A 24,991-nucleotide genomic window follows, 5' to 3' on the forward strand; every position below is an offset into this window, starting at 1 on the left:
AACAGACCACCATCCCCCGATTCCCTGGTAGAAACTGTAATTAGGGAGAGATACTTTTCTTTTTTTTGAATGTCACAATCATCTCCCTCGGTAATTCTAACTGCTGATGAGACCATGATGAGCCAGTACCGCGGGGGCATCTTCACCGGTTTTACCATGTGTGCACCGAGCGGTCTCCTCCCTGATTGGATCTTTTTCCAGGCCTTCGGACCCCCGGTTCCTCGCAAGGGCGGAGTGGCACTTTTTGCAGACGGCGGGATACGATCGATCGAGGCATCCCTGCTCAAGTACGGTTTTTCAGAGGACGAAGTAGCGGTTGTTCATCCCCGGGATCTTTCACGGATAGCCGGAAAGGAGACCCGCATTGTCTCGATCTCAGGTCACGATTTCCTCGGGATCAACCCTCCGACATCGACATTTACCGACTTCATTCGCACGGGCCCACCCTACAACCGGATGAAATTTTTCGAACTGATGCACCATCCCGTCATGAGTCGGGTAACAACAGTGGCCGGCGGAAAGAGCGCCTGGCAGGTGGCATCCCCCTACATGATGGAGCGGCTCCACCTCGACCATGTGCATCTCGGAGAGGGAGAACGGACGGTGCCCAGGGCCTTTGCCGCTATCCTGGCCGGCGAGGAGGTTCCGCCGATCATCACCGGAGAAGAGGTTCCGGTGGAGGAGATCCCGCCGCTTGTTCACCCCAATATCCGCGGGCTGGTGGAATGCTCTCGCGGATGCGGGCGGGGCTGTGCGTTCTGCACTCCCACGCTCCAATCCCTCCGTCACAAATCGGCCGACCAGATCATCCATGATGTGACCGTCAACGCCCATGGGGGAAGCAAGAGCATCATCCTCCATGCAGAGGACATGCTCTGTTACGGGGGCACACCCCTTCATCCCGATCCAGAACGCCTTCTCCCCCTGGTCAGGCGAACTGGCGAGGTGGAAGGGATTACCAATATCGGATTCTCACATATCGCCCTGGCCACCGCGTACCATCACCCCCACATGGTCGAGGAGCTCTCCGAATATCTGCTCACGCTCCCAGATATGCCCTATATCGGAGTGCAGACCGGTATTGAAACCGGGAGCCCCCAGCTTATTGCGATGCACATGCGGGGCAAACCGGCACCAGCTCCCCCAGAAAAGTGGCCGGAGATCGTCGTTGAGGCCCTCGGGTTGCTGCATGACCAGAACTGGGTCATCGCAGGAACGCTGGTCTCCGGGCTTCCCGGCGAGACCGAGGATGATGTCCAGGCGAGCCTGGAACTGATGGACCGGATCAGGGGGCTCCGGGTGCTCGTGGTACCGTTAAATTTCGTCTCAATGAACCCGGCACGTCTCTCGGATCAGGACTCATTCACGGCAGATAAGATGACTCCGGCTCACTGGCAGCTCTATGGGGCCTGTATCGAACATGATGTCAGGATAGGCCGGGAACTATCGCACCTGATGGTAGGTGGAAATGTCATCACCCGAAACCTCGGTAAATTCGCCCTTAATTTTATCATGCGAGGCGCAGAGCGGTATACCAGTGCTCTAAAGGAAGGCCACCCGCCAGAGGATTTCGATCTTGGAAAACGAAGTTTTCTCATCCCCGACCTGTAAAGCAGGATGCCTGGCTGCAACCACCGGGCAGGCCCTGTGCCCTGGTGCCTCCTTTTGTTTTCATCTTGTATGCTTGTGGCCTTCGGCTTCGTGTCTGTTTACTGCGGAAAGACAGATTGAACAACAGGGACCCGGGGTACCCAGTGGTTAACCCTGAGTGTACGGAATAGTTATATCATTTCCGGGATACTGAAACACATGGTGCGTTCGCGGGGTCGAATCGGCTTGATCGCCTGAAGGTCGGATACGATAGAGATATCATCCCTGAGCTGGGATGAGGTAAACATGGTGAGCCAGCTCAAGAATGAATCTGATTGTGCACAGTCCGGATTCGGATATCGTTCACTACAGAACAACCGATGACAAAAAAAACTGGCGTTTGGGTCTGGATTTATCAGGAGAAAAAATATGCAGAAAAAGACGGTGAGGGATGAAGATGTCAGCGGAAAGCGGGTACTGGTGAGGGTCGACTTCAATGTGCCCATGGACCAGAGTGGTACGATCGAAGACGACACCCGGATCCGGGCCTGCCTCCCCACGATCACGTACCTGATCGATCATCAGGCCCGGGTCATCCTCTGCTCCCATCTCGGGAGACCCCATGGCAGGGTCGACGAGCACCTGCGGCTGGGGCCGGTGGGCCGGCGCCTGTCGGAGCTCGTGCAGAGGCCGGTCGAAGTGCTGCGGGAGGCGGTCGGGCCCGGGGTTGTGCGGGCAGTATCTGAGATGCAGGACGGGGACCTCGTCCTGCTGGAGAATCTGCGGTTCTACCCGGGCGAAGAGGAGAACGATCCGGTGTTCGCCCGCGCGCTCGCTAGTCTCGCCGACCTCTTCGTCAATGACGCCTTTGGCGCGAGCCATCGGGCACATGCCTCCGTCGTCGGGCTGGCAGCCCATCTCCCCTGCGTCGCCGGCCTCCTCATGGAGAAGGAGATCGAGCAGATGAGTGGTCTGCTCGAGGATCCAGCCCGGCCCTTCGCCGCCGTCATGGGCGGAGCGAAGGTGGGGGAGAAGATCGGGATCCTGAAGAATATCCTGCCGAAGGTGGACCTCGTTCTCGTCGGGGGAGGCATGGCTGCCACGTTCCTGAAGGGCAGGGGCGTGGACGTCGGCATCTCTCCGGTCGAGTCCGACAGGATGGCCCTGATCGGGACGATCATGCAGGAGGCGGAGACGCTCGGGGCAAGGGTTCTGCTTCCGGAGGACCTGGTGGTCGCCGGAAGCCTGGAAGCCGGTGCGAATGCCCGGGTCGTGAGTGCAGGGCAGATCCCTGCGGACTGTATGATCGCCGATATCGGGCCCCTGACCATCGCGGCGTTCACGAAAGAGCTCGAAACCTGCCGGACGGTGGCATGGAACGGGCCGATGGGGGTATTCGAGATCCCGCAGTTCTCCAACGGGACAACATCCATCGCCCAGGTCCTCGCCGGCCTCAATGCCACGACCGTCATCGGGGGCGGGTCCACGGCAGAGGCCGTCACGCAGCTCGGGCTGGCCGGCCGGATGACGCATGTCTCCACCGGCGGGGGAGCCTCTCTCCAGTTCCTCTCTGGAAAGGTTCTGCCTGGGATCGCAGTCCTCGCCGACAGGGAGACGCATCATTGAGCAGCGATCAGAGAGGAGAGAAGAGATGGTACCGGTAGTTCTGCTGCGGCACGGTGGGAACCTGTGGAATCGGGAGAACCGGTTCACCGGGTGGACGGATGCGGACCTGCCGGCCGCCGAATCCCTGCAGGACATCCTGGCACGACAACAGCATCCGTGCCCTTATCAACTACCTCGACGATGTACCCGATGACGAGATCGCCGGGATCACCATTCCGACCGGGTTCCCGCTGGAGTACGACCTCGATGAGACCCAAAACCCGGTCCGTCACCTGGGCGACCAGGCGGCGATCTGAAAATAGCGAGAATCCTATTACCATGTCAGAGTTATCACCATGACCGGCATATTCAAGGCATACGATGTCCGGGGTTCCTACCCGGATGAACTGGACGAGACGATGGCAGGCAAGATCGGGTACGCGTTCGCCCGGGTGTTGAAGAACAGCCGTATCGTGATCGGTCGCGACGTGCGCCTCTCGTCGCCGGCCCTGGCCCGGGCTTTTACCGGGGGGTATACCGCAGCAGGCGGTGCGGTCACTGATATCGGGATGGTCAGCACGCCGCTCCTCTATTATGCGATCATCGAGGGAGAGTTCGACGGGGGCGTCATGGTGACGGCATCCCACCTGCCCGGGGAGATGAACGGGTTCAAGCTCTGCCGGGGGAATGCGGTCCCGTTGAGCAGTGATACGGGACTGCCCGAACTCGAACAGATCGCCAGGGGCCTGCCCCCGATCCCCCTGGTTGCGTCCAGCAACTCCCCGGAGAACACCGGGATGACCGAACGCTACCTGGCGAAACTGGCCGGGTATGTCCAGGGGCAGAGAGCATTGACGATCGTCGTCGATGCCGGGGACGGGGCTGCCGGCCCAGAGTTGAGCAGGCTCTTCGATCGGGTGCCGGCATGGAACCTGATCCCGCTCAACAGGGAACCCGACGGGCGGTTCCCCCATCACGGGGCCAACCCGTTCGTCGGGGGTGCCGCACGGGAACTGGAGGAGCGAGTCCCCGCAGAGCGGGCCGATATGGGCGTCGCCTTCGACGGGGACGCCGACCGGTGCCTCTTCGTCGACGAACAGGGCCGGCAGGTCCCCCCTGATATCGTGACTGCGCTGATCGCGGAATTCTTCCTTGCACGGGAACCAAGAGCCAGGATCCTGTACGATCTCCGTTCGAGCCGGGTCGTTGCCGAGACGATCCAGCATCTTGGCGGAACTGCAATCCGCTGCCGGGTCGGCCATGCATTCATCAAGGCACAGATGCGAGAGGAGAGGGCGCCCTTCGCCGGCGAACTCTCCGGCCATTATTACTTCCGGGACCTGGGGTTCATCGACTGCGGCCTGATGGCCATGATTGCGATGGCGAACGTGCTCTCCATGAACGGTAAGCCACTCTCGTCTCTGGTCCGACCCCTCCTGAAATATCGTTCGACCGGCGAATTGAACCTGCAGGTCGAGCAAAAGGACGCCATCCTCGATTCCCTGGCGAACAAGTACAGGGACGCGAAGATCGACAGACTTGACGGCCTCACCGTCGAGTACGATACCTGGTGGTTCAATCTCAGGTCATCGAATACGGAGCCGGTGATCCGGCTCAACCTTGAAGCGGAGACCGAATCCCTCCTGAACCAGAAGAAGGAAGAAATCCTCGGGGTAATCCTCGGTGCAGACCCGTCGATGCACCTGAAAACCGAGTGAACTCCTGTGGATTTCAACCGGCTATCGTCGATTTTTACCATTTGTTTTTAATCTACCATCATCGATCGCTCGTCCGCTGCTGTTGTCGGCGGAAGGTTTTTCAAAGTGCCGGTCTGGTATGACAGTGAACGGGAATTTAGCGAGACGATTGTTGGATCTCGCGTCATACCTGACAGCAGGCATGCAGCCCCGGATGAGACTGTACAACTGGGAGACTTGGATATGAGCACTGCACAATATATACGATGGTTTGAGGAGATCAGGAACGAAGATGTCGACAGTGTCGGGGGAAAGAACGCTTCGCTTGGTGAGATGTATCAGGATCTCACGAAGGAAGGCGTCAGGATCCCGAACGGGTTTGCAATCACCTCCGATGCGTACTGGCATGTTTTGAAATCGAGCGGCATCATCGACGGGATCAAAGATGCATTAGCCGGCCTTGACAAGACCAGTATCGCCGATCTTGCGATCAGGGGGAAAAAAGTGCGGGACCTGATCATCGGAGCCGGCATACCTGACGATATCTGGAGCGAAGTCAGGTCTGCGTATGACAGGCTCTGCGAAGAGTACGGCCCTGACACCGATGTCGCAGTCAGGAGTTCTGCTACTGCAGAAGATCTCCCCACCGCTTCTTTTGCAGGCCAGCAGGAGACCTACCTGAACATCCGCGGATATCTCGCGCTCAGGGAGGCCTGTAGCAAATGTTTTGCGTCCCTGTTCACCGACCGGGCCATATCCTACCGGATCGACCAGGATTTCGATCATTTCAAGGTAGCGCTCTCCATCGGGGTCATGAAGATGGTCCGCTCCGACCTGGCTTCAAGCGGAGTCATCTTCACCCTCGATACCGAGACCGGATTTCGGGATGTTGTCTTTATCACTGGCTCGTATGGTCTTGGCGAGAACATCGTGCAAGGGGTTGTCAACCCCGATGAGTTCTATGTATTCAAACCGACGACCCGGACTGGCCACAACGCCATTGTCAGAAAAAACCTTGGCGATAAGAAGATCAAGATGGTGTACGGTCAGGGGACCTCCAAGGACCTGACGAGGAATGTCGAAGTCCCTGAATCGGACAGCCGGCGTTTCTGTATTACGGATGATGAAATCCTCGTGCTGGCACGGTACGCTCTCCAGATTGAGGATCACTATTCGCAAAAGGCACACCAGCCAGTCCCGATGGATATTGAATGGGCAAAGGACGGAATAACCGGGGAACTGTTCATCGTGCAGGCACGTCCTGAGACCGTCCATTCCCAGGATGCCAGGGATGTCCTCCTGACCTACTATCTTGAAGAACGGGGGCCGGTGCTTGCAAAGGGAAGAAGCGTCGGCGAAAAGATCGCGTCCGGCAGGGCACGGGTGATCGCCGATGTGAGCCGCCTCCACGAATTCATGCCCGGGGAGATCCTGGTCTCTGATACAACGAACCCAGACTGGGAACCGGTCATGAAGACCGCTGCAGCGATCGTTACCAACCGCGGGGGACGAACCTGCCATGCAGCAATAGTCAGCCGGGAACTCGGCCTTCCAGCTGTGGTCGGAACCAATGATGCTACAGAAAAGATCCGAACCGGGCAGGACGTTACCGTCAACTGCGCTGAGGGAGACGAGGGCGTCGTGTACGAGGGTATCCTGTCGTTTCATGTCGAAAAAATTTCCTTAACTGGCCTCAGGCGCCCGAAAACAGAGATCATGATGAATCTTGGGGAGCCGGACGAGGCATTTTCCTTTTCGATGATTCCGAATGACGGCATCGGTCTTGCAAGGATGGAGTTTGTCATCAGTAATTATATCAAAATTCACCCGATGGCTCTTGTCCACCCGGAAAAAGTCACCGACGAGCGTGTGAAGGCACAGATTGGGGCACTCACGTACGGGTATGATAAACAAGAAGAGTATTTTATCGAAAAATTGTCACAGGGCATCGGAACGATCGCAGCGGCTTTTTACCCGAAGCCGGTTGTGGTCCGGATGAGCGACTTCAAGACCAATGAGTACGCCAACCTGCTCGGGGGGAGTTTTTTTGAGCCACAGGAGGCTAACCCGATGCTCGGTTTCCGTGGTGCGTCCCGGTACTATGATGAGCGATACCGCGAGGGTTTTGCTCTCGAATGCCGTGCGATGAAACGGGTTCGGGATGATATGGGGCTTGGGAATCTGATCATCATGATCCCGTTCTGCCGGCGTGTCGACGAGGCTGAAAAAGTTCTGGCCGAGATGGCACAGAACGGGCTTGTGCGGGGGGAGAATGGGCTCGAGATCTATGTGATGTGTGAAATCCCGAACAACATCCTTCTTATCGATGAATTCAGCCGGTTGTTCGACGGGTTCTCGATCGGGTCGAACGACCTGACCCAGTTGACACTCGGGGTCGACCGGGACTCCGGGCTGGTCGCCCACGATTTCGACGAACGTGATCCGGGCGTGATGAAGTTTGTATCCATGGCAATACAGGGCGCACGACGGAACGGGCGTCACAGTGGGCTCTGCGGACAGGCACCAAGCGATTATCCTGAGTTCGCCGAATTCCTGGTCAGGGAGGGCATAGAATCTATCTCTCTCAACCCGGATTCGGTGATGAAGATCACCCGGAATGTGGTTGAGATGGAGGAGCGTCTTGACCGGGAGAGAACAGAATGAATGTTCCGGCACCATTCCGTGAGTCTGGAGACCTGAACTGAATTTGCAGTTGTGTATCAGGATATACCTGATACCATCTTTTGGGAAAACCGAAGGTTGATAATTCGACAGTTGACAAATACCAGATTTTTTAGTGTCTGAATCATTTGAGTCTACGGTTGGTCAGGAACACATCGTTCAACATCCCAATTCATCTCCATTTTATCCGATCGACCGCATGGGTTGTACACTTTTGGAAACCATGTCCGATTTCACATTTTTCAATACTTGCATCAGAGGAGATCCTTTTTAACTCTTCAAAAAGGATCTACTGTTTGATTTATCGCGCAGATGAATCACACGGATTCGTTGTCACTTCGCGTTCAGAAGATTGTACTCACGTGCTTCCTTTCACATCGGGAAGATCCAGAGCAGCGGTACTATGGGACAGCACAGAGAGACAATTGCAGCGGTACACTGTGATTTCATGGAGAATCATGCCACAATCTGAAGAGATAGTAAAGAAAATAAAAAAATTCCCTGTTCTTTTGGGAATTCTTCCGATCAAACGATCCCAGGTGCCACTGGATAGTATTGCGGGCATTTCCCTCGCTGCCCTTGCAATTCCCGAAGTGATGGGATATGCAAAAATTGCAGGTATGCCGATCGTATCCGGCCTTTATACCCTTCTGATCCCCCTGGCACTGTTTGCTATCTTCGGATCTTCACGCCACCTTGTGGTTGGGGCAGATTCTGCCACTGCAGCGATCCTTGCCACTGCGCTGGTGACCATGGCTCTGCCCGGATCTTCTCAATATAGTGCCCTTGCAGGAATGGTTGCACTGCTTGCCGCGGGATTTTTAATCCTTTCCCGTATCTTTAAGCTCGGTTTTATTGCAGATTTTCTCTCCCGCTCGGTCCTTATCGGATTTCTGACGGGTGTTGGGATCCAGGTTGCTCTGAGCCAGATTCCCGGTATGTTCGGGGTACCGAACGAGGTGCAGAATCCCATTCTTCAGTTAGCGCATATGGTCGCAACAGAAATCCCCCAGATGAACGGGATAACCATCATCCTTTCGATCCTTGTTCTTGTCATCATTATGGGTGGAAACAGGGTTATGAAAAAATTGCCCTGGGCATTTCTTGTGGTAATCGGGACGATCGTCACGAGCTGGGCGCTGAACCTTACCTCCCTTGGAGTGGCAACGATCGGCACCGTGCCAGGTGGCTTTCCGTTGATTGCATTTCCTGCCGTGCCGCTCGACCAGGTCCCCAACCTCCTTGGCGTCGCGGCTGCCTGTTTTATTGTGATTCTTGCTCAAAGCGCAGCAACGTCACGGGCATATGCCGTGCGATACGAAGAAAAATTTGATGAGAATGTCGACCTTGTCGGTCTCAGCCTGTCCAATCTGGCTGCCGGCCTGTCAGGTTCATTCGTTATCAACGGGAGCCCCACAAAGACCGAGATGGTAGACAATGCCGGGGGAAGATCCCAGCTTGCACAGATTGTTACGGCTGGAGTCGTGCTCATCGTGCTGCTGTTTGTCACGGCGCCGCTCTCCTACCTGCCCAGTGCAGTGCTGGCCTCTATTGTATTCACCATCGGGGTTAATCTCATCGATCTCAACGGTTTGAGAAACCTCCTGTACCGCCGTCCGGTTGAATTTATGGTGGCGCTCATCACGGCATTGACGGTGATCTTTATCAGTGTGGGATGGGGTATCGCCCTCGCGGTCGTGCTCTCCATCATTGCTCATCTTCGTCACAGTTACCGACCTCTGAATTTTCTCCTGGTCGAATCCCCGGACCGGGGATGGGCGTTAACTTCCATCCAATCCCGGAGGCAGGCTGCACCGGGACTTGCGGTGTACCATTTCGGAGCAAACCTGTATTATGCCAATGAAGCACGATTCACCAGTGATATCCTTGAGATCGTAAAAAACGCCAGTCCCTCGTTGAGATGGCTGTGCCTGTCTGCTTCATCGATACAGGATATTGATTATTCCGGCTCTGAAGCGCTAAAACAACTTCACGGGGAACTCAAAAAACGGGGTATCGTGCTGGTCCTGAGCTCTGTCGAAGACCAGGTCATGCACCAATTAGAGCGGGACAACCTCATCGATCTGATCGGAAAAGAACACATATTCGAGTTCACCAGAGATATGATCGTTGCGTATCAAAAATTACCGGAGAGATCGTGAGGGATTCGCGAATCGGGGTTCATACCGACAAACATATTTCGGCATGCATTAGATTACGGCAATGATAGCAGGCGTCGTTGAGGCCGGCCCGAACAATCTATATGTACCGGCGATCGAATCTGATCGATGAGGGTTGACGAATGGAGGAGATGACAGGGTGTCCGTTCTGCGGGCCGGCAGATGAGGAGATCGTGCTGCAGGGCCGGCTCTGGTACGCGAGATGGGACCGGTTCCCGGTCAGCCCCGGCCACCTGCTCGTGATCCCCTTCCGGCACGTCGCCGGCCTCTTCGAGGCGACCGAAGAGGAGATGGCCGAGCTCCCCCGGCTGCTGCACGAGGCGAAGGCGATGGTCGACGGAACGTTCCACCCGGACGGCTACAATATCGGGGTGAACTGCGGAGAGGCCGCCGGCCAGACCGTGATGCACCTCCATGTCCACCTGATCCCGCGGTACCGCGGGGACATGGACGACCCCCGCGGTGGTGTCCGGGGCGTGATCCCGGGTCGACGGGTGTACTGAACGGACCGGCGATCCACACCCTTTATCCCGGAGTGAAACCAACCCGTTTCGATGAGTCAGCTTGACCTCGAACGGTTCGACTTCCTCCGGGAGGCAGCCGAGGAGATGGGGGCACTGCAGGCCAGGGTGATCCCGGCTGACCTGATCGTCGTCGAGCACCACGTCACCCTGAAATGCAGGTCAGGGTGCAGGAGTTACGGGAACAAACTGACCTGCCCCCCCCACGTCCCGACCCCGAAAGAGTTCGTGAAGATCCTCAAGGGGTACTCCGTCGCCCTGATCGTGAAGTTTCCATCGCCGGCCCAGGCCGACGACGAGTTGATCCTTTCGATCTCCAGGTCCTGGCTGGATCCCGACTCCCCTAAAGAGACGACTGAGGAGACGACCCGGTTCTGGTCGGAGTACTTCACCGATGCCACGCTGATCCTCGATCTGATGCTCGACCTGGAGAAACTCGCCATCGACCACGGCCATGCCTTCGCCCTCGCCATGGTGAACGCCTCTTGCCGGCTCTGTGAAACCTGCAACATCAAAAACGGCGTCTGCCTCAATCCAACCCGGGCCAGGATCCCTGAACATGCGGTCGGGATCAACATAAAACGGACCGCTGAGAAGGCAGGGATGCCGATACGCTTCTCGATATCTGGCCGGGCCGAACAGATGGCTCTGCTGCTGATCGAATGAGAATACCGATGACACCAGAGAACATACACCTCCGTCAGGCAGACCACCTCATGATCACCGTGCTCGTCGACAATCACGCCAACGCCCTGGTGACCCCGAGCGGAGGGACCGCCCCGCTCCTCGCCGAGCACGGCCTCTCCTGCCTGATCACGGTGCAGGCCGGGGACGAGACCCACAAAATCATGATGGACGCCGGCTTCTCGGCCACCTGCCTGCTGCAGAACGCGGAGAGTCTGGAGATCGACTGGAATGAAATTGAGGAGGTGGCGCTCAGCCACGGCCACTTCGACCACTTCGGCGGGGTGTATGCGGCCCTGCAGCGGATGGGAACACAGACCCCCCTGTCGCTCCACCCGGATGCGTTTCTGGAACGGCGGAAGAACGATCCGGTCGACGGGCCGGACCTGAGACCCCGGCTGGACCGGGAAGCCCTTGAAGAGGCCGGCGCCGAAATCAGAACGGCCACCGGTCCCACACCGCTGGCCGACGGCCTCGTGCTGATGACCGGCGAGGTGCCCCGGACCACCACCTTCGAGCAGGGGTCCCCGTCATCAGAGGCGAGGATCGACGGAGCGTGGCAGCCTGACTCGTTCAGAGACGACCAGGGGCTGGTTGTCGACCTGAAGGGATTGGGGCTGGTGGTGATCAGCGGCTGTGCCCATGCCGGGATCATCAATACGATCAGGTATGCACAACACCTGGCCGGCACCGAACAGGTCCATGCCGTCATCGGCGGGTTCCATCTGAGCGGACCGGCCGGAGACCCCCTGATCGAACCAACGGTTCGGGCGATGCGGCAGATCGACCCGACCTACCTGATTCCGCTCCATTGCACCGGCTGGAACGCCTCACGAGCGTTCGCCGACGCAATGCCGGACCAGTTCATCCTGAATACGGTAGGGACAACGTACATCTTTCCATGACTCCCGCAACCCCGGTTCAAGACGGACCGATCCGAAGAGAGCAGCGGTACCTCGGCGATCGGGGCGTGATCGCCCTCGTCGCCCTGCTCAGTGCGTTCGTCCCCCTCTCCACCGATCTCTACCTGCCAGCCTTACCCACGATGGGGAACTACTTCTCGGTCTCGGTCCACCTGACCAACCTCACCCTGATCCTCTTCTTCATCTTCTTCAGCATCGGCCTGCTCTTCTGGGGTCCGCTCAGCGACAAGTACGGTCGCCGGCCGGTGCTGCTCGTCGGGCTGACCATCTATATCCTGGCAAGCGGCTCCTGTGCCCTTTCAGAGAACATCTACCTTCTGATCCTCTCCCGGGTGCTGCAGGCGATCGGGGGGAGTGCGGCCTCGGCCGTCGCCACCGCGATGGTCAAGGACCTCTTCGACGGGAGGCAGCGGGAGTCCGTGCTGGCCCTGGTCCAGTCGATGGTGGTGATAGCCCCGGCCGTCGCCCCGGTGCTGGGTGCCTATATGTTGAACTTCACCTCCTGGCGGGGGATCTTCTGGATCCTGGCCGGCATCGGTCTCTTCTCGATGGCCGGCTCGCTGGCGCTGAGTGAGACGCTCACGCACCGGTACACCGGCACCGTGGTCATGGCCATCGGCCGGCTGGGGACGGTGTTGAAGAATCCGGGATTCACCTCCCTGTTGCTGACCTTCTCCCTGGTCAGTTCGGCCTCGCTGGCGTTCGTGGGCGCATCATCGTACATCTATCAGAACGGATTCGGTCTGAGCGAGCAGGGATTCAGTTACTTCTTTGCGCTGAACGCCCTGGGCCTGATCTCGGGACCGCTCCTCTATCTCCGTCTCTCGAGGAGCTTCAATCGAAATAGTATCATCACCGCCTGTTTTGTGGGGATGACCATCAGCGGCGGGCTGGTCTGCTGGTTGGGGAACCTGGGGCCATGGGCGTTTGCCCTCTCCCTGCTGCCGGCCTCGATCCTGGGGAGTGGAGCCCGTCCTGCCGGGGCGCACCTGATGCTGGAACAGCAGAAGGAGGATACCGGGTCGGCCTCGGCGTTGATAGGCTGTGCCGGACTGTTGCTGGGGAGCCTCGGGATGATTCTGATCTCACAGGACTGGGAGAACACCATTCTGGTCCTCGGACTGGTCAACCTCGTCATCGGGGTTCTCTGCGGAAGTCTCTGGCTGCTGATCTCAAAACTGAAGATCGCCCAGGACGTCCCCGATTCTGTACGGTGAACGGTGGGAATGGGAGTTAGCCGGCGGGCATCCTTTGAGTTATTGTGAATCTGTCAAATACTCGAATAATTTTTGGTTATGGTTGAGTTGAGAAAACAGGTCAGTTTATATCCAGAGATCAGTATCAATCACGACTTATAGGTCGTTGTATCTCCAATATAACAGCTGAATATCGGCCCAAGTTGGCAGAAGACTATATCAAAAAATCCATTGATGCCGCAGGCAATCACTCAACCACACAGGAGAAAAACATCACTCGGGCGGTCGCCCCGGTTGACACAGCCTGATCGGTCTGGGGACTTGAAATGAATAGGATAACTCCATTTTTGAGGGTTTCAACAGAGCTGAAATTCTTACATATATCTCTAACGCGTGAATCTCCTCACAAATATCGAGATGAACGATGCCCACATGAACGTCCCCAAGAGAGCTTCAATGGAAGCAATTATTTCAGGAATCCCCGAGTTGGGGTACATCCCTCCATATCCAGGAGTCATGGCATTGACGATGCTGAAATATATATAACCAGATGGATTGGGTGATGGAAGGGCCTGTAGCATCCAGAAAAATCCAGCAAAGATACCGATTACTGCCATCCATATAATGAACGTATTGAGCGGCTTTACACCATAACAAAAAAATTTTTCAAGAAATATCCAATCGAGAGATCTGATCACCGCGTTCTTTTTTTGTTTCCTTTTCGCAACCATTTCTTTAAAATAATATTCATCAGCTCGTTGTTTATTTCCCGCCTCTTCACACGCCCGTTTCGCCCTTCGAAAAGCCTCTTCCTGAGAACTATACTTTTCAAAAGTGTTTGGGGAGAAAATAAAACTTCCAGTTATTTTTGATTTTTTAAAAGTGGCATCGCCTGTAATTGTTGATTTTGAGAGGTCTAAATCGTTGGATATATCTGTTCCAGAAAAAGAAATATTTTTTATTTTGCAGTTATCAAAGCAAATTTTTCTCTGAATATTTGCATTATTAAAAATCGCATTATTAAATCGGGTCGGTTTTGTTCGATCCGCCGCTGTAAACGAGACATCTTTCTTGAAGGTCGCCCCATTAAAACCGGCATCTCCGTCGAAGGTCGTCTTATTAAACCTGGCATCTCCATCGAAGGTCACCCCTTCAAAATTGGCATCTCCGTGGAAGGTCGCCCTATTAAACCTGGAATTCCCGTCGAAGGTCGCTCCGTTAAAACCGCCAAATCGGTTGAAGGTCACCCCATTAAAACTGGCATCTCCGTCGAAGGTCGTCTCATTAAACCTGACATTTCCGTGGAAGAACACCCCATTAAAACTGGCATTTCCGTCGAAGGTCGCCCTATTAAACTTGGAATTTCCGTCGAAGGTCGCCCCATTAAAACCGGCAAATCTGTCGAAGGTCGCCCCTTCAAAACTGGCACCTCCTTTGAAGTTCGCCTCAACAAAACTGGCACCTTTGGTGAAGATCGCCCCCTTGATCCAGGTATCTCTGTCAAAGGTCGTCTCATTAAACCTGGCATATCCGTAGAAGGTCACCCTATTAAAACCGGCAAATCTGTCGAAGTTCGCCCCTTCAAAACTGGCATCTCCTTTGAAGTTCGCCCCTTCAAAACTGGCACCTCCTTTGAAGTTCACCTCAACAAAACTGGCATCTCCTTCAAAGGTCGCCCTATTAAAAATTGGGCGAAGTAATAATTTATCCTTAAAAAAATCCGATTCCGGAATTTTCGCCCCTTCAAAATTAAAATCGCTTTTGGTAATCTTATCATTTATTTTCTTGATTTTCAACTCATTTATCATAGCATATTCTGGACTTGATTTGTCAGGGAAATCGATATGAAGGATACAAAAATCCGCTCCTTCTAATGGTTCCTCATCGCAATCGTTGCCATCGCTAAATTTGTATTTACACATTACTAAAAATAAAGAGGAAGCCGACTCCATATAAATGCCTCGAATTAATTCTTGTCGATCTCCGATTTCACGCTGCAGTATGAACATGCTCTGGTCATGAAAATTCCATCGTACCTTTTACCAAAAGGGGATAATAGATAATATATAGTTCCGATAGTTCGCTAATTTAGTACGGTGCCCGGAAGTACCATTGATCATCAATATCCTCAGTACTTAGCTAATTTTGCTCCGTGTCTTTTTCATTCATCAGCGTTCCAAGTCTCCTTCAGTTATACTGGGTTTCTGAGGGCAGGAATTTTTATCACGACCTTTAAAATTACTCGTACGGCCTCCCAGACAAATAACTTGAACTGATCAAATCTGAACGCGCCTATCTCAATAGTTCTTGGACCTTGTTTCACGGGTGAGAATCGTGCCCAAAGCACCGCCATCCAGAGATTTTTAAGCAGAAACGAGATAATAGCAAAGAGATATCGGATCACCGGATTTCGGGTTGATGTCCTGGGTTTGACCAGGTTACGCATCCGGTACGACGACTCGATCGCAAACCTGGATCAGTAGGTCTTATGAATCCGCTGGGGATCCCAGGATATACCATGTACCACATATCCAAGGTTCTCGACCCCATGTTTCCCTCGTTTTCCTTTAGCATACTTCACGTTTATTGCAATCTTCAGATGAAGCGAGGGTTTTCCACGCATAATATAATCTCCAAACCGTGATTTTGTTCCGTTCAGGAGTTTTTTCATTGCTCGACTGTGTTTTCTGACCGGGACGATGAATGGGATCTGAACGGTTGTCAGGAAGTCGATTACCTTTCGTGCGTAGAATTCCCGATCCAGACAGAGTGCCTGGATCCTCAGACCCGCTGTTGTGATTGCATCCAGACAGTGGGCGATATATGCGACCTTGGATGTACCCTGTGTCACAGGGTAGACCGCCAGGGTTACCTGGCGGTCCTGGGTGATCGCATAGATTGTAACGTAGGAATAGAACTCGTTCGTTGATTTCTTGAGCCGACTTCGGATGACATATCCCTCGTTTTCAGGTGAAACCGTCCCATAATATGGATCATTGGTGTAATCAATGGCGAACGTGTATGCCTTTCCAGGCATGAGGATCGCAGAGATCACATGAGTCAGAATCGTGGCATTCGCAGATTAGAGATAATCCATCCGGAGTTTGGAAAGATGATACCGAAGTGAGGTTTCACATGGACTCTTCTCCAGAAGCGAGCTGATCGAATGGATTGACTGTCGCTCAACTGCCATCTCAACGAGTGTACGAAAGATAGTAGTTTGGGTTAGGGATCCCTGAATTGGAATATTCACATGACCGCTCAGAGCGGCTACAGCCAGATCACAACATTCTTTCGGACGAACGTAAGAAACATCAGTGCAGAGTCTGCTCCCGGTTTGTAAGACCATAGGGGGCAGCCTGCAAAGTATAAAGATCTTCCTATTTTATCGATAAATTAATGATCAACTGCATATTTGAACGCTTTATAAAATTAGCGAACTACTGATCCTGGAAAATGGGAAGATCTATATCCATTGCATGCTGCCCATTATGGTCCTCCGATCCAGGAGCAGATCCTGGCCGCCCTAGTGACGATCGATCATCTTCGTGGATTTGATCCATTATCATAATCCAGATCCTCGTAACCCCCCGTTTTATCTTTACCATTACAAAAAAGAAGACTTGAAGAACCCCTACGGAAGAACATACTGTCTATGCGAACGCCCCTTGTTCTACTCAGTCTCTTACTCTGTGGCCTCCGGATCGCCGGCTACACGTCGTCACCGAATACGACAACGGCATCCACACCTACAACACAAGCGCTCACCACTGACACATCGGCCCCGGTCTCCATCACCCTGGCTGACATCGAAATGATAAAGCCGGCGCTGGAGTCCCCGACCTCCTCACCAGAGAATGTGAATGCATACCCGAAAAGAGATCGGGTTCATTCCTGCGACCTCTTCACCACATAGAGGAGGGTTCCTTCTTCCATCCCCTCTCCACCGCCGGTCGTACCTGCCGGAAGGAAGCCTGTCTTCTCCAGAACCCGGATCGAAGCCTTCAACGCCGGGTAGGTGGTGGCAACGATCTGCCGGATCTTCGAGGACTGAAAGATCACCGGGATCAGGCTACGGAGCGCCTCGGTTGCCAACCCTCTGTTCTGGAAGGCGTCGATCACCGAGTATCCGATCATCACAGCGTCGGGTGCTGTTGGATACGAACAGAATCCGCTGCTGCCGATGAGGGTACGGGTCCTCTCTTCCGGGTCGGTAAAAATCCAGTACCACGAACTGAAATTGGGATCGGACCCGTCCGCCTGGATCCGGACGAATTCGGCGAGTGCTTCATCGTCAAGGAGCGGAGGAGGCCAGGCGCCGGGAATAGTCGCGTCGAGGAGCCTGCCGAGTTCCTCAGAATCGTGATGGAGATCGCTCGTGAGAATCTCCTGACCGGCCGGTACAAGATCAAGCCTTTGTGTGTGAATGGTGAGTGATGATATCATGGGAATCAACGGGTTCCTGTCTACCTGGAGGTAAACTATTGGGCCGATGTCACAAATCCTTTTTCGGAACTGCTTCCCCTGAACCGATCGGGATCCGGAAATCTCCACCTGACGCCTTTTTGATAGAGTACCGATACCGATGACCTGGATGCACACGTCAGTACAGGTACCCGCGCCCTCAATGCAGACTATTGCGGCGTTGCCGATCTCTCATCTGCTCATGATAGTGAAGAGCCTGCAAACAATTTCCCTATAAAAAATGGGCACGTTGAAGAAAAACCGGTATGCAACGAGATAACCTGATATCATATTCAATCAGAGCGATCTCCGCGTCTGTCTTCCACATCGTCACAAAGGGCAACCAATATATCTGAGCATCCCCTGTCATTCACTGGAGGATATTCATTTTCCACCTGACACATCCCATGCGAAAGCCTGGATGGGCACCTGAATGGCCGCAGAAGAGTATGAGGAGTGTCATCTGGTATCTCCTGCTCATCATCGTTGCGGTCGCCCTGATAGGAATTCCGGCATCGGCCCAGGACCAGGTGAACGCGTCTGCCCAGATTCAGGAACCAGCCGTGGTTCATATCGGTCTCTTTGTCGTGGATTTCAATCGGTATAATGTCGCGGAAGGGACGGTCGAAACGAATTTTTACCTGCATCTCCGCTCTGATTCGCCCGTCTCTATCGATGACTTCGAGATCATGAACGGGCAAATAACGACGATCGATACCATCCGTGATACCCCGAATGAAAAGAATTACCGGATCTATGCAATCATAACCACCGACCCCAATCTCCTTCACTACCCCTTTGACAATCATACGATCCCCATCATAATTGAACCGAAAGTTCTCTCCGACCAGTCGGAGGTGATGGTGATCGACAGAGACAGCACCGGCCTCGACACGGATGCCGACCTCCTGGGATGGACGTTCACCGACACCTGGCATTCGATAACAAATAAATCCTATGAAGAGAACGGGACACCGTATTCCCGGGCAGTCTTCAGTTACGGCATCCGGAGAGACAGTGCGTCGACCATACTGAAATTCTTCCTGCCAATCCTGCTCATCATCATTGTAACCCTCTCCTCTCTTATGATGAAGACCACATCCCGGCTTGGACTGAACGCCTCGATGTTCCTGGCTGCCGTGATGATCCACTGGCGGATTGCCGATGCGATACCGCTCGTTGGCTATGTAACCTTTTTGGATTTCTTCATGATCATCACCTATGCGACGCTGGTCATGGTACTCGTATCCGGAATCCTGATCATGAAGTTCGCAGAGATCAAGGATTTGATTCGGGTTGAACAGGTGTACCACTGGTCGATCCGCATCATCCCGGGGATCTCGATCGGATTATACGTCCTGCTGTTTCTCACGCTCATGATACCCGCCTGAGACCTGCATCGAAGACCAGCATACTGTTCGCAGGTGCGAACTTGAACAAACGCTTCAACAGTAAATTTGGGGCAGTGGATGGTCGACCCAATTCTCCTGTCAACGAATACAGGGCCCCGGTCGTTATGGACCCGGAGATGCCCCTGGACCAACCTTCCGGATTCCAGGGGAGGGTCTGTGTTCAATCCCTACAGGGTAGTAAACAATACAACGATATCATTGAAATCAATCCGGCCGTTTCTGTCGAAGTCGAATGCAGTGACCGGCTCGTAATCTGCGATCCAGTCCATCTGGTTGAAGAAGAGGACCACGTCATTGAAGTCGAAAACACCGTTGCCGTCGAGATCCTCGTAGAGCCCGTCATGGTTGAGGTCCTGAGGAGTGTTGACCGAGGGGGATATCGACGGCATCGGGACGACGGCGACCGAGACCTGGTGCGTACTGCTGTACCCGGCCGCAGTGAACGCCTGCAATGCTACCGAATAGGTACCCGCAGTCGTATAGGTGTGCGATGGGTTCTGGAGTGTTGATCCTGCGGGCTGGAACCGCCAGGTATCGTTCTGGCCTCCACCCCCCATCACCACAATGCTGCCATCCGTCATCGCCACACAGCCTAAACGGGCCCGTGGCGACCACGCGGCATCCGGCAACTGCGTCCAGGTTGCACCGTCATCGATCGACCGCCACACATCATTCCAACCGACGGGCCCATCACCGCCCATCAGCACAATGCTCCCGTCCGGCATCGCGACGCATCCATGCCATCTCCTCTCCTCCCAACTGGCACTCGGGGTCATCTCAGTCCAGGTGAGACCCCCATCGGTCGACCGCCACACATCATTCTTCCAGGTGCCATCTAATTCGACGCCGGTCGTGAGTACGATGCTGCTGTCCCGCGTCACGACGACGGTGAAACAGGATCTCGGCGACCACGCGGCATCCGGTAACTGTGTCCAGGTTACACCGAAATCGGTCGACCGCCACACATCGTTCTGATTGCTGTTCCCGTCATACCCGCCCATGAGTATGATGCTTCCGTCCAGCATCGCGACACTGCTCTGTTCGATTCGTCCCGACCACCCGGAACTCGAGTTCTGCTCTGTCCACGTTCTGCCGTTATCAGTCGACCGCCAGGTGTCGTTCAGAAAGGTACCGTTGCCGTAACCGCCCATCAGCACGATACTCCCGTCTGGCATCGCGACACAGCTCTGTTCGGCTCGTCCCGACCACCCGGAACTCGGGTTCTGCTCTGTCCACGTTTTGCCGTTATCGGTCGACCGCCAGGTGTCGTTCAGATAGGTACTGTTGCCGTAACCGCCCATCAGCACAATGCTTCCGTCCGGCATCGCCACACTTCGGATATACCCTCGCTTCGACCATCCGGAACTCGTATTCTGTTCTATCCACGGTTGCGTATAGGTCTCATCGCCGAAGAACCATGCCCAGCCGGTCGGACTGCCGGTCGAGGTGTCGGTGAAGTTCACGGTCAGGGGGACGGTGCCGAAAGCCGGCGTGCTGGTGAACGCCGCTATCGGGGCTGCAGCGCTGGCAGTACCGACAAGCAGCAGAAGAGCTGCAATTAACAGATATACTGTCCTCGCAGGGACCAATGTCTGGTGATCGTTCATAGGGATAGATGAAATCCTGATACTAAAGACGTTCCTATATAAGATGTTTTAAAATTCTTGTTGATCAACAGGGAGAGAAGCGTAAATATGAGTTTTTATGGCAGAAAAACCCAGTAATACTATGAGAAAAACAACAATCTCATTGCTGGTCGTACTCATCATCGGCGCATCCCTTGTCATCGCCGGCTGCGTACAGAACCAGCCGGGTGTCACCGCGTCAACGCCGGTAAAGAATGATACACTCCAGCAGGGAAATTATACCTCCAATGCAACGCTCGTCGCCTTTGTCGACGAAGCGGTCGCCTATGCAAAAGCAAACGGCAAAGAAAAAGCCCTTGCCGAATTCAACAACCCGAACGGCTCCTTCGTCAGAGGCGAACTGTATATCTACGCCTATGACTTCAACGCTACGACCCTCGCCCACCCGATCAACCCGGAGAAGGTCGGCGTCAACCGCTGGAATGAGACCGAGGGGGACGTGGGCCCTGTTCTCCAGAATATGAGTGCTCTGGCCAGGAATGGAAGTTTCTACTACCCGCTCACATATATCAACCCCGCCCACAACCGGACGCTCGAATCCAAACTGGCGTACGGGGAGAAGGTGGACGATACCTGGTGGCTCGGTTCCGGGATCTACACGGGGCCAGTAGATCAGGCATCAGGGAACCGGACCTGATCGTTGAGGGTCTATAATTTCTGGCACGGGCCGGCAGACCCTGAGCCTGAATACAACCCTCGTTTTTTGGAAGATGAGCGGTTCAGTCTGAATCGTCGCTTCAATACGTATCATTTCTGTCGCATGCCCTGTCAATAATGCAGGAATACTCACGACATCTGACATTCCGCACAAATTTTTCAGTCGACAATTTTTTTCCCGTTCAGGCCCAAGCAGCCGCTGATTTCGATTCAAAACGTCATTGAGCCCAGTATCATCTTCTGACTATCGTTCCCCCATGAGTATACCAGGACTTCGACTGCCCGGAAGAGGAAGAAGATCCTTTTGAGGATTCAGTACTTAGCTAATTTTCCTCAGTGTCTTTTTCATTCATCAACGCTCCAAGACTCATTCAATTATACTGGGTTTCTGAGGGCAGAATTTTTTACACCGACCCTTAAGGCTACTCGTATGGCCTCCCAGATATACAACTGAAACTGATCAAATCTGAACGCCCCCTTCTCGATGGTTCCTGGACCCTGTTTGACGGGTGAGAATCGTGTCCAGATTACAGTCATCCAGAGGTTCTAAAGAAGAAATGCGATGATGGCGAAGAGGTATCGGAACACCGGATCGCGGGTTGAGGTTCTGGGTTTGACCAGGTAACGTATCCTGTACGACGACTCGATCGCAAACCTGGATCGATAGGTCTTATGATTCCGCTGGGGATCCCAGGATATGTCATGTACCACGTATCCAGGGTTCTCGCTCGACACCATGGTTCCCTCGTTTTCCGTTTGCGTTTTTTCCGTTTATCGCAATCTTCAGACGAAGCGACGGTTTTCCACGCATAAAGTTGTTTCATCGCTCGACTCTGTTTTTTGACCGGGAGGATGAATGGTATCCGAACAGTCGTTAGGAAGTCGATTACCTTTCGTGCGTAGAATTCTCGATCCAGACAGAGTGCCTGAATCCTCAGACCTGCTGTTGTGACTGCATCCAGACAACGGGGGATATACGCGACCTTGGAGGTACCCTTTTGTCACAGGGTAGACTGCCATGCATGGGACCGGCCGGGAATCCGGTCGCAGGTCCCGTCATTCCCGACATCTTAAATCACTCCTGTTCCCAACAATCGCAAACAAAAATTTGGAGATTTCTAAAGAACTGATGCTTTAGTATCTTTAACCGGGTGAGTGCCTGAACCACCAAACCGTTTTTTCATCAGGTACGTTGTCAGGGCGATAAGCAATCCAAAGACACCTGCTGCTATAAAAACTGCGTTCAGGCCATAATACGCGAGGATGATACCAAGTACAATGGGAGAGGCACTCTGGCCAACGTATTTCATGCAGTTGTGAATCGAGATCACTCCTCCTCTTGATGCAGGAGGGGAGACCTGAATGATCTGCACGTCAATGGCAGTCTGGGCAAGGACAAGGCCTGCTCCGAACAGCAGTAATAAAAGAAACACTGCGGCAAGGGAATGCAAAACCGGCATGAATAACATCGACAGACCGACACAGGCAAAACCCGCAGCAATCACCATGAGTAATGAATGCTTACCAGCAAGGGGTCCCACACGGGATGCAAACAGTATGCAGGAGATCCCCGGAATTGCGAGCATAAGTCCCGATTCCCCTGACCCATATCCAAACACACTCTTGAGCATGAAAGGCACGTAGATCATCATGGCAAACAGGATGAAGAAGATCGAAAACCCCATGAATATCGTATAGATGATTGGTAATACCCTGAGACATTTGAGCGCTTCAATCATGCCCTTATGATCTCTCGTATCAGTCTGGACCTTCGTCTCAGGAAGCGATAGTATCACGATTATCGCAAATGGCAGGGAAAGTGCATAAAACAGGAACGCATAATTCCATCCCAGCAGAGCAAGGCTGCCTCCGATCACCGGGGCAAATATTGATCCAAGGGCAAATGATATGCTGATCTTACTCATGGCCGATACCCGATCAAAGCCGGTGTAAACATCTCCGATGACCAGCATTGCCATGGATGTCATCCCGGCCACGCCAACACCCTGTAAAAACCTCAGGACAAGGAGTAATGAGAAATCAGCAACAAAAAAACTGACCAGGCCCGTCAGGCCATAGAGCACAAGGCTCGGTACCAGTATCCTCTTACGATTTACGCGGTCAATGAAATGTCCTATGATGAGGGTGAAGACCGCTGTTGAGATCGTAAATACTGACATGAGCAGCGCTACATTCTGTGCGGTGGTCCCCAGGGGTCCCATCATCTCCGGCAATACGGGTGCCAGGAGAGCCCCGCCGGCCATTGCAAAGAATGCAACGAGACAGAGTATGAGAATGTGAATATTTTTGAATTTCATGATATCTCCGTCTATTTCTCCATGATCCGGGATACGTTTTTGATCATATCCTCGAAAGAATTCACAATCGCTTCCCTTTGATCAGAATCAAAATTGGATAAGAGGATATCCTCCCATTCTAATGCTATTTTTTTGAGACCAGGTTCTATCGCTCTTCCTTTTTCGGTCAGAAATATTCTCTGTGAACGTTTGTCTTCATCGTCCCTTTGCTGATAAACATAGCCTTCCTTGACAAGTTTTTGTACGGCTCGTGTGACGTTCGCTCTATCCAGATTGATGGACTGGCCAATTGATTCCTGATTTACTCCATCTTTTTGAAAAAGTGGCATTAACAGGTAAAACTGTCCGGGTCCAATATTGTAGGGTTTCAATTCTTTGTCAAGGTACATCTGACTGTACCGGTAGAGAAATGAAACGAATTTTCCAATGAACTCCTTATTGCTCATGTATTCACCTTTTTGTCAGTATGCGAGAATATCCTGAATCGAATAATTTCGGTTTTGTCAGCCACCCGACAGAGGTGCGGGCGCAACAATATGATTGCGCTAGCAATTATTATAAAATTTTAGACAGAACCACGTGTTTTTGGAAAAGAACACGCTGCTGTGCAGAGGATTTGTCAGAACAAGGTGATATCATCTGTGAGAGGGTTCAAAAATATATTTGGATGCCTTACAAAATTAGTTAGCTACTGGAGTCGGCTTTTGTGTTGGTCTTCTCGGGGTTCGGGACGGTTTCATTCCGCTCTTTGAGCGCCTTCCGGACCCTGAACTCTGTCAGGCTATGGATGAAGAGCCCGCTGTGCATCCGGTTCGCAGGCAAACTCCTGACGCTGATCGGTAACAATATACAATTTTTGAAAAGGTGCTGGGGCAAATTTATATTTTTTTTAATAAAAAAGACTACGTGTCGCATAGAGTTGAATAACCCTGACATTCAATTTTTATCAAACACTTTTATAATCCTGTGAGACGTTGAAAAATTATGAAATTCTGCAAAACAAGGCATTTCAATATTGTAATGTTTTTGTTTTTTTTCCTGTTCGCCTCGTTATTTTTATTTGAATTTATCATGTTTACACAACCTTCCCTATGGCTCTATCTTCTCATTTTATCATTCATTGGAATCCTTGGGATTACAGGGTCGCTTTTTTACGAAAAGAGGAGATGGATGTATGCCATCCCTTCAGTAATTGTTTTCCTATCGTTCATTATCAATTATATTATAATGGTTCAGAATTCGACATCCTCACGCCCATCGTCTGTTCCAGCGACAGTATCGGAAGTTTTATACTTGTCCCTTCCCATCGTGGTCACCATTCTGCATATTGGATTGTATGTCTCAGGTTTGAAGCATGCAAGAAGTCTTGCGTTATTGACGGGGGCACTGAGCATTTTCCCGATTTCATCCCTCTTT

21 protein-coding genes are annotated in these 24,991 nt (G+C 53.2%); 13 read left to right on the top strand and 8 right to left on the bottom strand.

Features of this window, described 5'->3' with window-relative positions:
* The first annotated feature begins 114 nt into the window (after positions 1-114).
* The 10 genes from MPAL_RS07120 to MPAL_RS07165 all read left to right on the top strand — a co-directional run bounded on the left by MPAL_RS07120 (position 115) and on the right by MPAL_RS07165 (position 13,099).
* Positions 115-1,611: a B12-binding domain-containing radical SAM protein gene (locus tag MPAL_RS07120; protein WP_052292216.1), complete on the top strand. Its 1,497-nt coding sequence runs from the start codon at positions 115-117 to the stop codon at positions 1,609-1,611.
* 408 nt (positions 1,612-2,019) lie between these two features.
* Positions 2,020-3,216 carry a phosphoglycerate kinase gene (locus tag MPAL_RS07125; RefSeq protein ID WP_012618075.1) on the top strand — a complete coding sequence of 399 codons (1,197 nt, stop codon included), beginning with the start codon at positions 2,020-2,022 and terminating at the stop codon, positions 3,214-3,216.
* A 53-nt stretch (positions 3,217-3,269) separates the two neighbouring features.
* Positions 3,270-3,512: a histidine phosphatase family protein gene (locus MPAL_RS15485; protein WP_048145255.1), complete on the top strand. Its 243-nt coding sequence runs from the start codon at positions 3,270-3,272 to the stop codon at positions 3,510-3,512.
* A 39-nt stretch (positions 3,513-3,551) separates the two neighbouring features.
* Complete coding sequence (locus tag MPAL_RS07135; protein WP_012618076.1) at positions 3,552-4,913, top strand: phosphomannomutase/phosphoglucomutase; 1,362 nt, start codon at positions 3,552-3,554, stop codon at positions 4,911-4,913.
* Between the two features lie 222 nt (positions 4,914-5,135).
* Complete coding sequence (gene ppsA, locus MPAL_RS07140) at positions 5,136-7,556, top strand: phosphoenolpyruvate synthase (RefSeq protein ID WP_012618077.1); 2,421 nt, start codon at positions 5,136-5,138, stop codon at positions 7,554-7,556.
* A gap of 476 nt (positions 7,557-8,032) precedes the next feature.
* Complete coding sequence (locus tag MPAL_RS07145; RefSeq protein ID WP_012618078.1) at positions 8,033-9,736, top strand: SulP family inorganic anion transporter; 1,704 nt, start codon at positions 8,033-8,035, stop codon at positions 9,734-9,736.
* Between the two features lie 140 nt (positions 9,737-9,876).
* The gene (locus tag MPAL_RS07150) at positions 9,877-10,257 is read left to right on the top strand and encodes an HIT family protein (RefSeq protein ID WP_012618079.1); all 381 of its coding nucleotides are present in this window, start codon (positions 9,877-9,879) and stop codon (positions 10,255-10,257) included.
* A gap of 51 nt (positions 10,258-10,308) precedes the next feature.
* Positions 10,309-10,941 carry a DUF2284 domain-containing protein gene (locus MPAL_RS07155; RefSeq protein ID WP_012618080.1) on the top strand — a complete coding sequence of 211 codons (633 nt, stop codon included), beginning with the start codon at positions 10,309-10,311 and terminating at the stop codon, positions 10,939-10,941.
* An 8-nt stretch (positions 10,942-10,949) separates the two neighbouring features.
* Positions 10,950-11,864: an MBL fold metallo-hydrolase gene (locus MPAL_RS07160; RefSeq protein WP_012618081.1), complete on the top strand. Its 915-nt coding sequence runs from the start codon at positions 10,950-10,952 to the stop codon at positions 11,862-11,864.
* Positions 11,861-13,099, top strand: a complete 1,239-nt coding sequence (locus tag MPAL_RS07165) for a multidrug effflux MFS transporter (RefSeq protein WP_012618082.1) — start codon at positions 11,861-11,863, stop codon at positions 13,097-13,099. Before MPAL_RS07160 ends, MPAL_RS07165 begins: the two co-directional genes overlap by 4 nt.
* A gap of 365 nt (positions 13,100-13,464) precedes the next feature.
* Here the strand turns inward: MPAL_RS07165 and MPAL_RS07170 are convergent, their stop codons facing one another.
* Positions 13,465-15,087, bottom strand: a complete 1,623-nt coding sequence (locus MPAL_RS07170) for a pentapeptide repeat-containing protein (RefSeq protein ID WP_048145256.1) — start codon at positions 15,085-15,087, stop codon at positions 13,465-13,467.
* Between the two features lie 467 nt (positions 15,088-15,554).
* On the bottom strand, positions 15,555-16,115 hold the full coding sequence (locus MPAL_RS14455) for a hypothetical protein (RefSeq protein WP_158303648.1): 561 nt from the start codon (positions 16,113-16,115) through the stop codon (positions 15,555-15,557).
* Between the two features lie 618 nt (positions 16,116-16,733).
* On the opposite strand from MPAL_RS14455, the gene MPAL_RS15810 reads away from it, so the two are divergent.
* The gene (locus MPAL_RS15810; protein ID WP_012618084.1) at positions 16,734-16,994 is read left to right on the top strand and encodes a hypothetical protein; all 261 of its coding nucleotides are present in this window, start codon (positions 16,734-16,736) and stop codon (positions 16,992-16,994) included.
* On the opposite strand, the gene MPAL_RS07180 is transcribed toward MPAL_RS15810, so the two are convergent.
* The gene (locus MPAL_RS07180; protein WP_012618085.1) at positions 16,967-17,524 is read right to left on the bottom strand and encodes a GNAT family N-acetyltransferase; all 558 of its coding nucleotides are present in this window, start codon (positions 17,522-17,524) and stop codon (positions 16,967-16,969) included. The genes MPAL_RS15810 and MPAL_RS07180 overlap by 28 nt on opposite strands.
* A 467-nt stretch (positions 17,525-17,991) precedes the next feature.
* Between MPAL_RS07180 and MPAL_RS07185 the strand changes: the two genes are divergently transcribed.
* On the top strand, positions 17,992-18,933 hold the full coding sequence (locus tag MPAL_RS07185) for a ligand-gated ion channel (RefSeq protein ID WP_012618086.1): 942 nt from the start codon (positions 17,992-17,994) through the stop codon (positions 18,931-18,933).
* Positions 18,934-19,121: 188 nt separating this feature from the next.
* Here MPAL_RS07185 and MPAL_RS07190 read toward each other — a convergent pair whose 3' ends face one another.
* Positions 19,122-20,561, bottom strand: a complete 1,440-nt coding sequence (locus MPAL_RS07190; protein ID WP_012618087.1) for a Kelch repeat-containing protein — start codon at positions 20,559-20,561, stop codon at positions 19,122-19,124.
* 121 nt (positions 20,562-20,682) lie between these two features.
* On the opposite strand from MPAL_RS07190, the gene MPAL_RS07195 reads away from it, so the two are divergent.
* A complete protein-coding gene (locus tag MPAL_RS07195) occupies positions 20,683-21,237 on the top strand; it encodes a cache domain-containing protein (protein WP_048145257.1) in 555 nt (184 codons plus the stop codon).
* A 566-nt stretch (positions 21,238-21,803) separates the two neighbouring features.
* On the opposite strand, the gene MPAL_RS07200 is transcribed toward MPAL_RS07195, so the two are convergent.
* From MPAL_RS07200 to MPAL_RS16260, 4 genes are all read right to left on the bottom strand, one after another.
* Positions 21,804-21,995 (bottom strand): hypothetical protein, encoded by a 192-nt coding sequence (locus MPAL_RS07200; protein ID WP_048145258.1) that lies wholly within the window; start codon positions 21,993-21,995, stop codon positions 21,804-21,806.
* Between the two features lie 380 nt (positions 21,996-22,375).
* Complete coding sequence (locus MPAL_RS07205) at positions 22,376-23,575, bottom strand: MFS transporter (protein ID WP_012618089.1); 1,200 nt, start codon at positions 23,573-23,575, stop codon at positions 22,376-22,378.
* An 11-nt stretch (positions 23,576-23,586) separates the two neighbouring features.
* A complete protein-coding gene (locus tag MPAL_RS07210; RefSeq protein ID WP_012618090.1) occupies positions 23,587-24,021 on the bottom strand; it encodes a MarR family winged helix-turn-helix transcriptional regulator in 435 nt (144 codons plus the stop codon).
* 238 nt (positions 24,022-24,259) lie between these two features.
* The gene (locus MPAL_RS16260) at positions 24,260-24,397 is read right to left on the bottom strand and encodes a hypothetical protein (protein ID WP_158303649.1); all 138 of its coding nucleotides are present in this window, start codon (positions 24,395-24,397) and stop codon (positions 24,260-24,262) included.
* Positions 24,398-24,991: the final 594 nt, after the last annotated feature.

It is taken from the genome of Methanosphaerula palustris E1-9c (genome assembly GCF_000021965.1).
Taxonomy (GTDB): Archaea; Halobacteriota; Methanomicrobia; order Methanomicrobiales; family Methanospirillaceae; genus Methanosphaerula; species Methanosphaerula palustris.

Bases quoted from the DNA above. Each gene is read 5' to 3' on its own strand.
- MPAL_RS07150 (WP_012618079.1), top strand. From the start codon at position 9,877: ATGGAGGAGATGACAGGGTGTCCGTTCTGCGGGCCGGCAGATGAGGAG.
- MPAL_RS07125 (WP_012618075.1), top strand. From the start codon at position 2,020: ATGCAGAAAAAGACGGTGAGGGATGAAGATGTCAGCGGAAAGCGGGTA.
- MPAL_RS07160 (WP_012618081.1), top strand. From the start codon at position 10,950: ATGACACCAGAGAACATACACCTCCGTCAGGCAGACCACCTCATGATC.
- MPAL_RS14455 (WP_158303648.1), bottom strand. From the start codon at position 16,115: ATGCCTGGAAAGGCATACACGTTCGCCATTGATTACACCAATGATCCA.
- MPAL_RS07165 (WP_012618082.1), top strand. From the start codon at position 11,861: ATGACTCCCGCAACCCCGGTTCAAGACGGACCGATCCGAAGAGAGCAG.
- MPAL_RS07180 (WP_012618085.1), bottom strand. From the start codon at position 17,524: ATGATATCATCACTCACCATTCACACACAAAGGCTTGATCTTGTACCG.
- MPAL_RS07145 (WP_012618078.1), top strand. From the start codon at position 8,033: ATGCCACAATCTGAAGAGATAGTAAAGAAAATAAAAAAATTCCCTGTT.
- MPAL_RS07120 (WP_052292216.1), top strand. From the start codon at position 115: ATGATGAGCCAGTACCGCGGGGGCATCTTCACCGGTTTTACCATGTGT.
- MPAL_RS07170 (WP_048145256.1), bottom strand. From the start codon at position 15,087: ATGTTCATACTGCAGCGTGAAATCGGAGATCGACAAGAATTAATTCGA.
- MPAL_RS07135 (WP_012618076.1), top strand. From the start codon at position 3,552: ATGACCGGCATATTCAAGGCATACGATGTCCGGGGTTCCTACCCGGAT.
- MPAL_RS07205 (WP_012618089.1), bottom strand. From the start codon at position 23,575: ATGAAATTCAAAAATATTCACATTCTCATACTCTGTCTCGTTGCATTC.
- MPAL_RS07210 (WP_012618090.1), bottom strand. From the start codon at position 24,021: ATGAGCAATAAGGAGTTCATTGGAAAATTCGTTTCATTTCTCTACCGG.
- MPAL_RS15810 (WP_012618084.1), top strand. From the start codon at position 16,734: ATGCGAACGCCCCTTGTTCTACTCAGTCTCTTACTCTGTGGCCTCCGG.
- MPAL_RS07200 (WP_048145258.1), bottom strand. From the start codon at position 21,995: ATGGTGTCGAGCGAGAACCCTGGATACGTGGTACATGACATATCCTGG.
- ppsA (WP_012618077.1), top strand. From the start codon at position 5,136: ATGAGCACTGCACAATATATACGATGGTTTGAGGAGATCAGGAACGAA.
- MPAL_RS07155 (WP_012618080.1), top strand. From the start codon at position 10,309: ATGAGTCAGCTTGACCTCGAACGGTTCGACTTCCTCCGGGAGGCAGCC.
- MPAL_RS07185 (WP_012618086.1), top strand. From the start codon at position 17,992: ATGAGGAGTGTCATCTGGTATCTCCTGCTCATCATCGTTGCGGTCGCC.
- MPAL_RS07195 (WP_048145257.1), top strand. From the start codon at position 20,683: ATGAGAAAAACAACAATCTCATTGCTGGTCGTACTCATCATCGGCGCA.
- MPAL_RS07190 (WP_012618087.1), bottom strand. From the start codon at position 20,561: ATGAACGATCACCAGACATTGGTCCCTGCGAGGACAGTATATCTGTTA.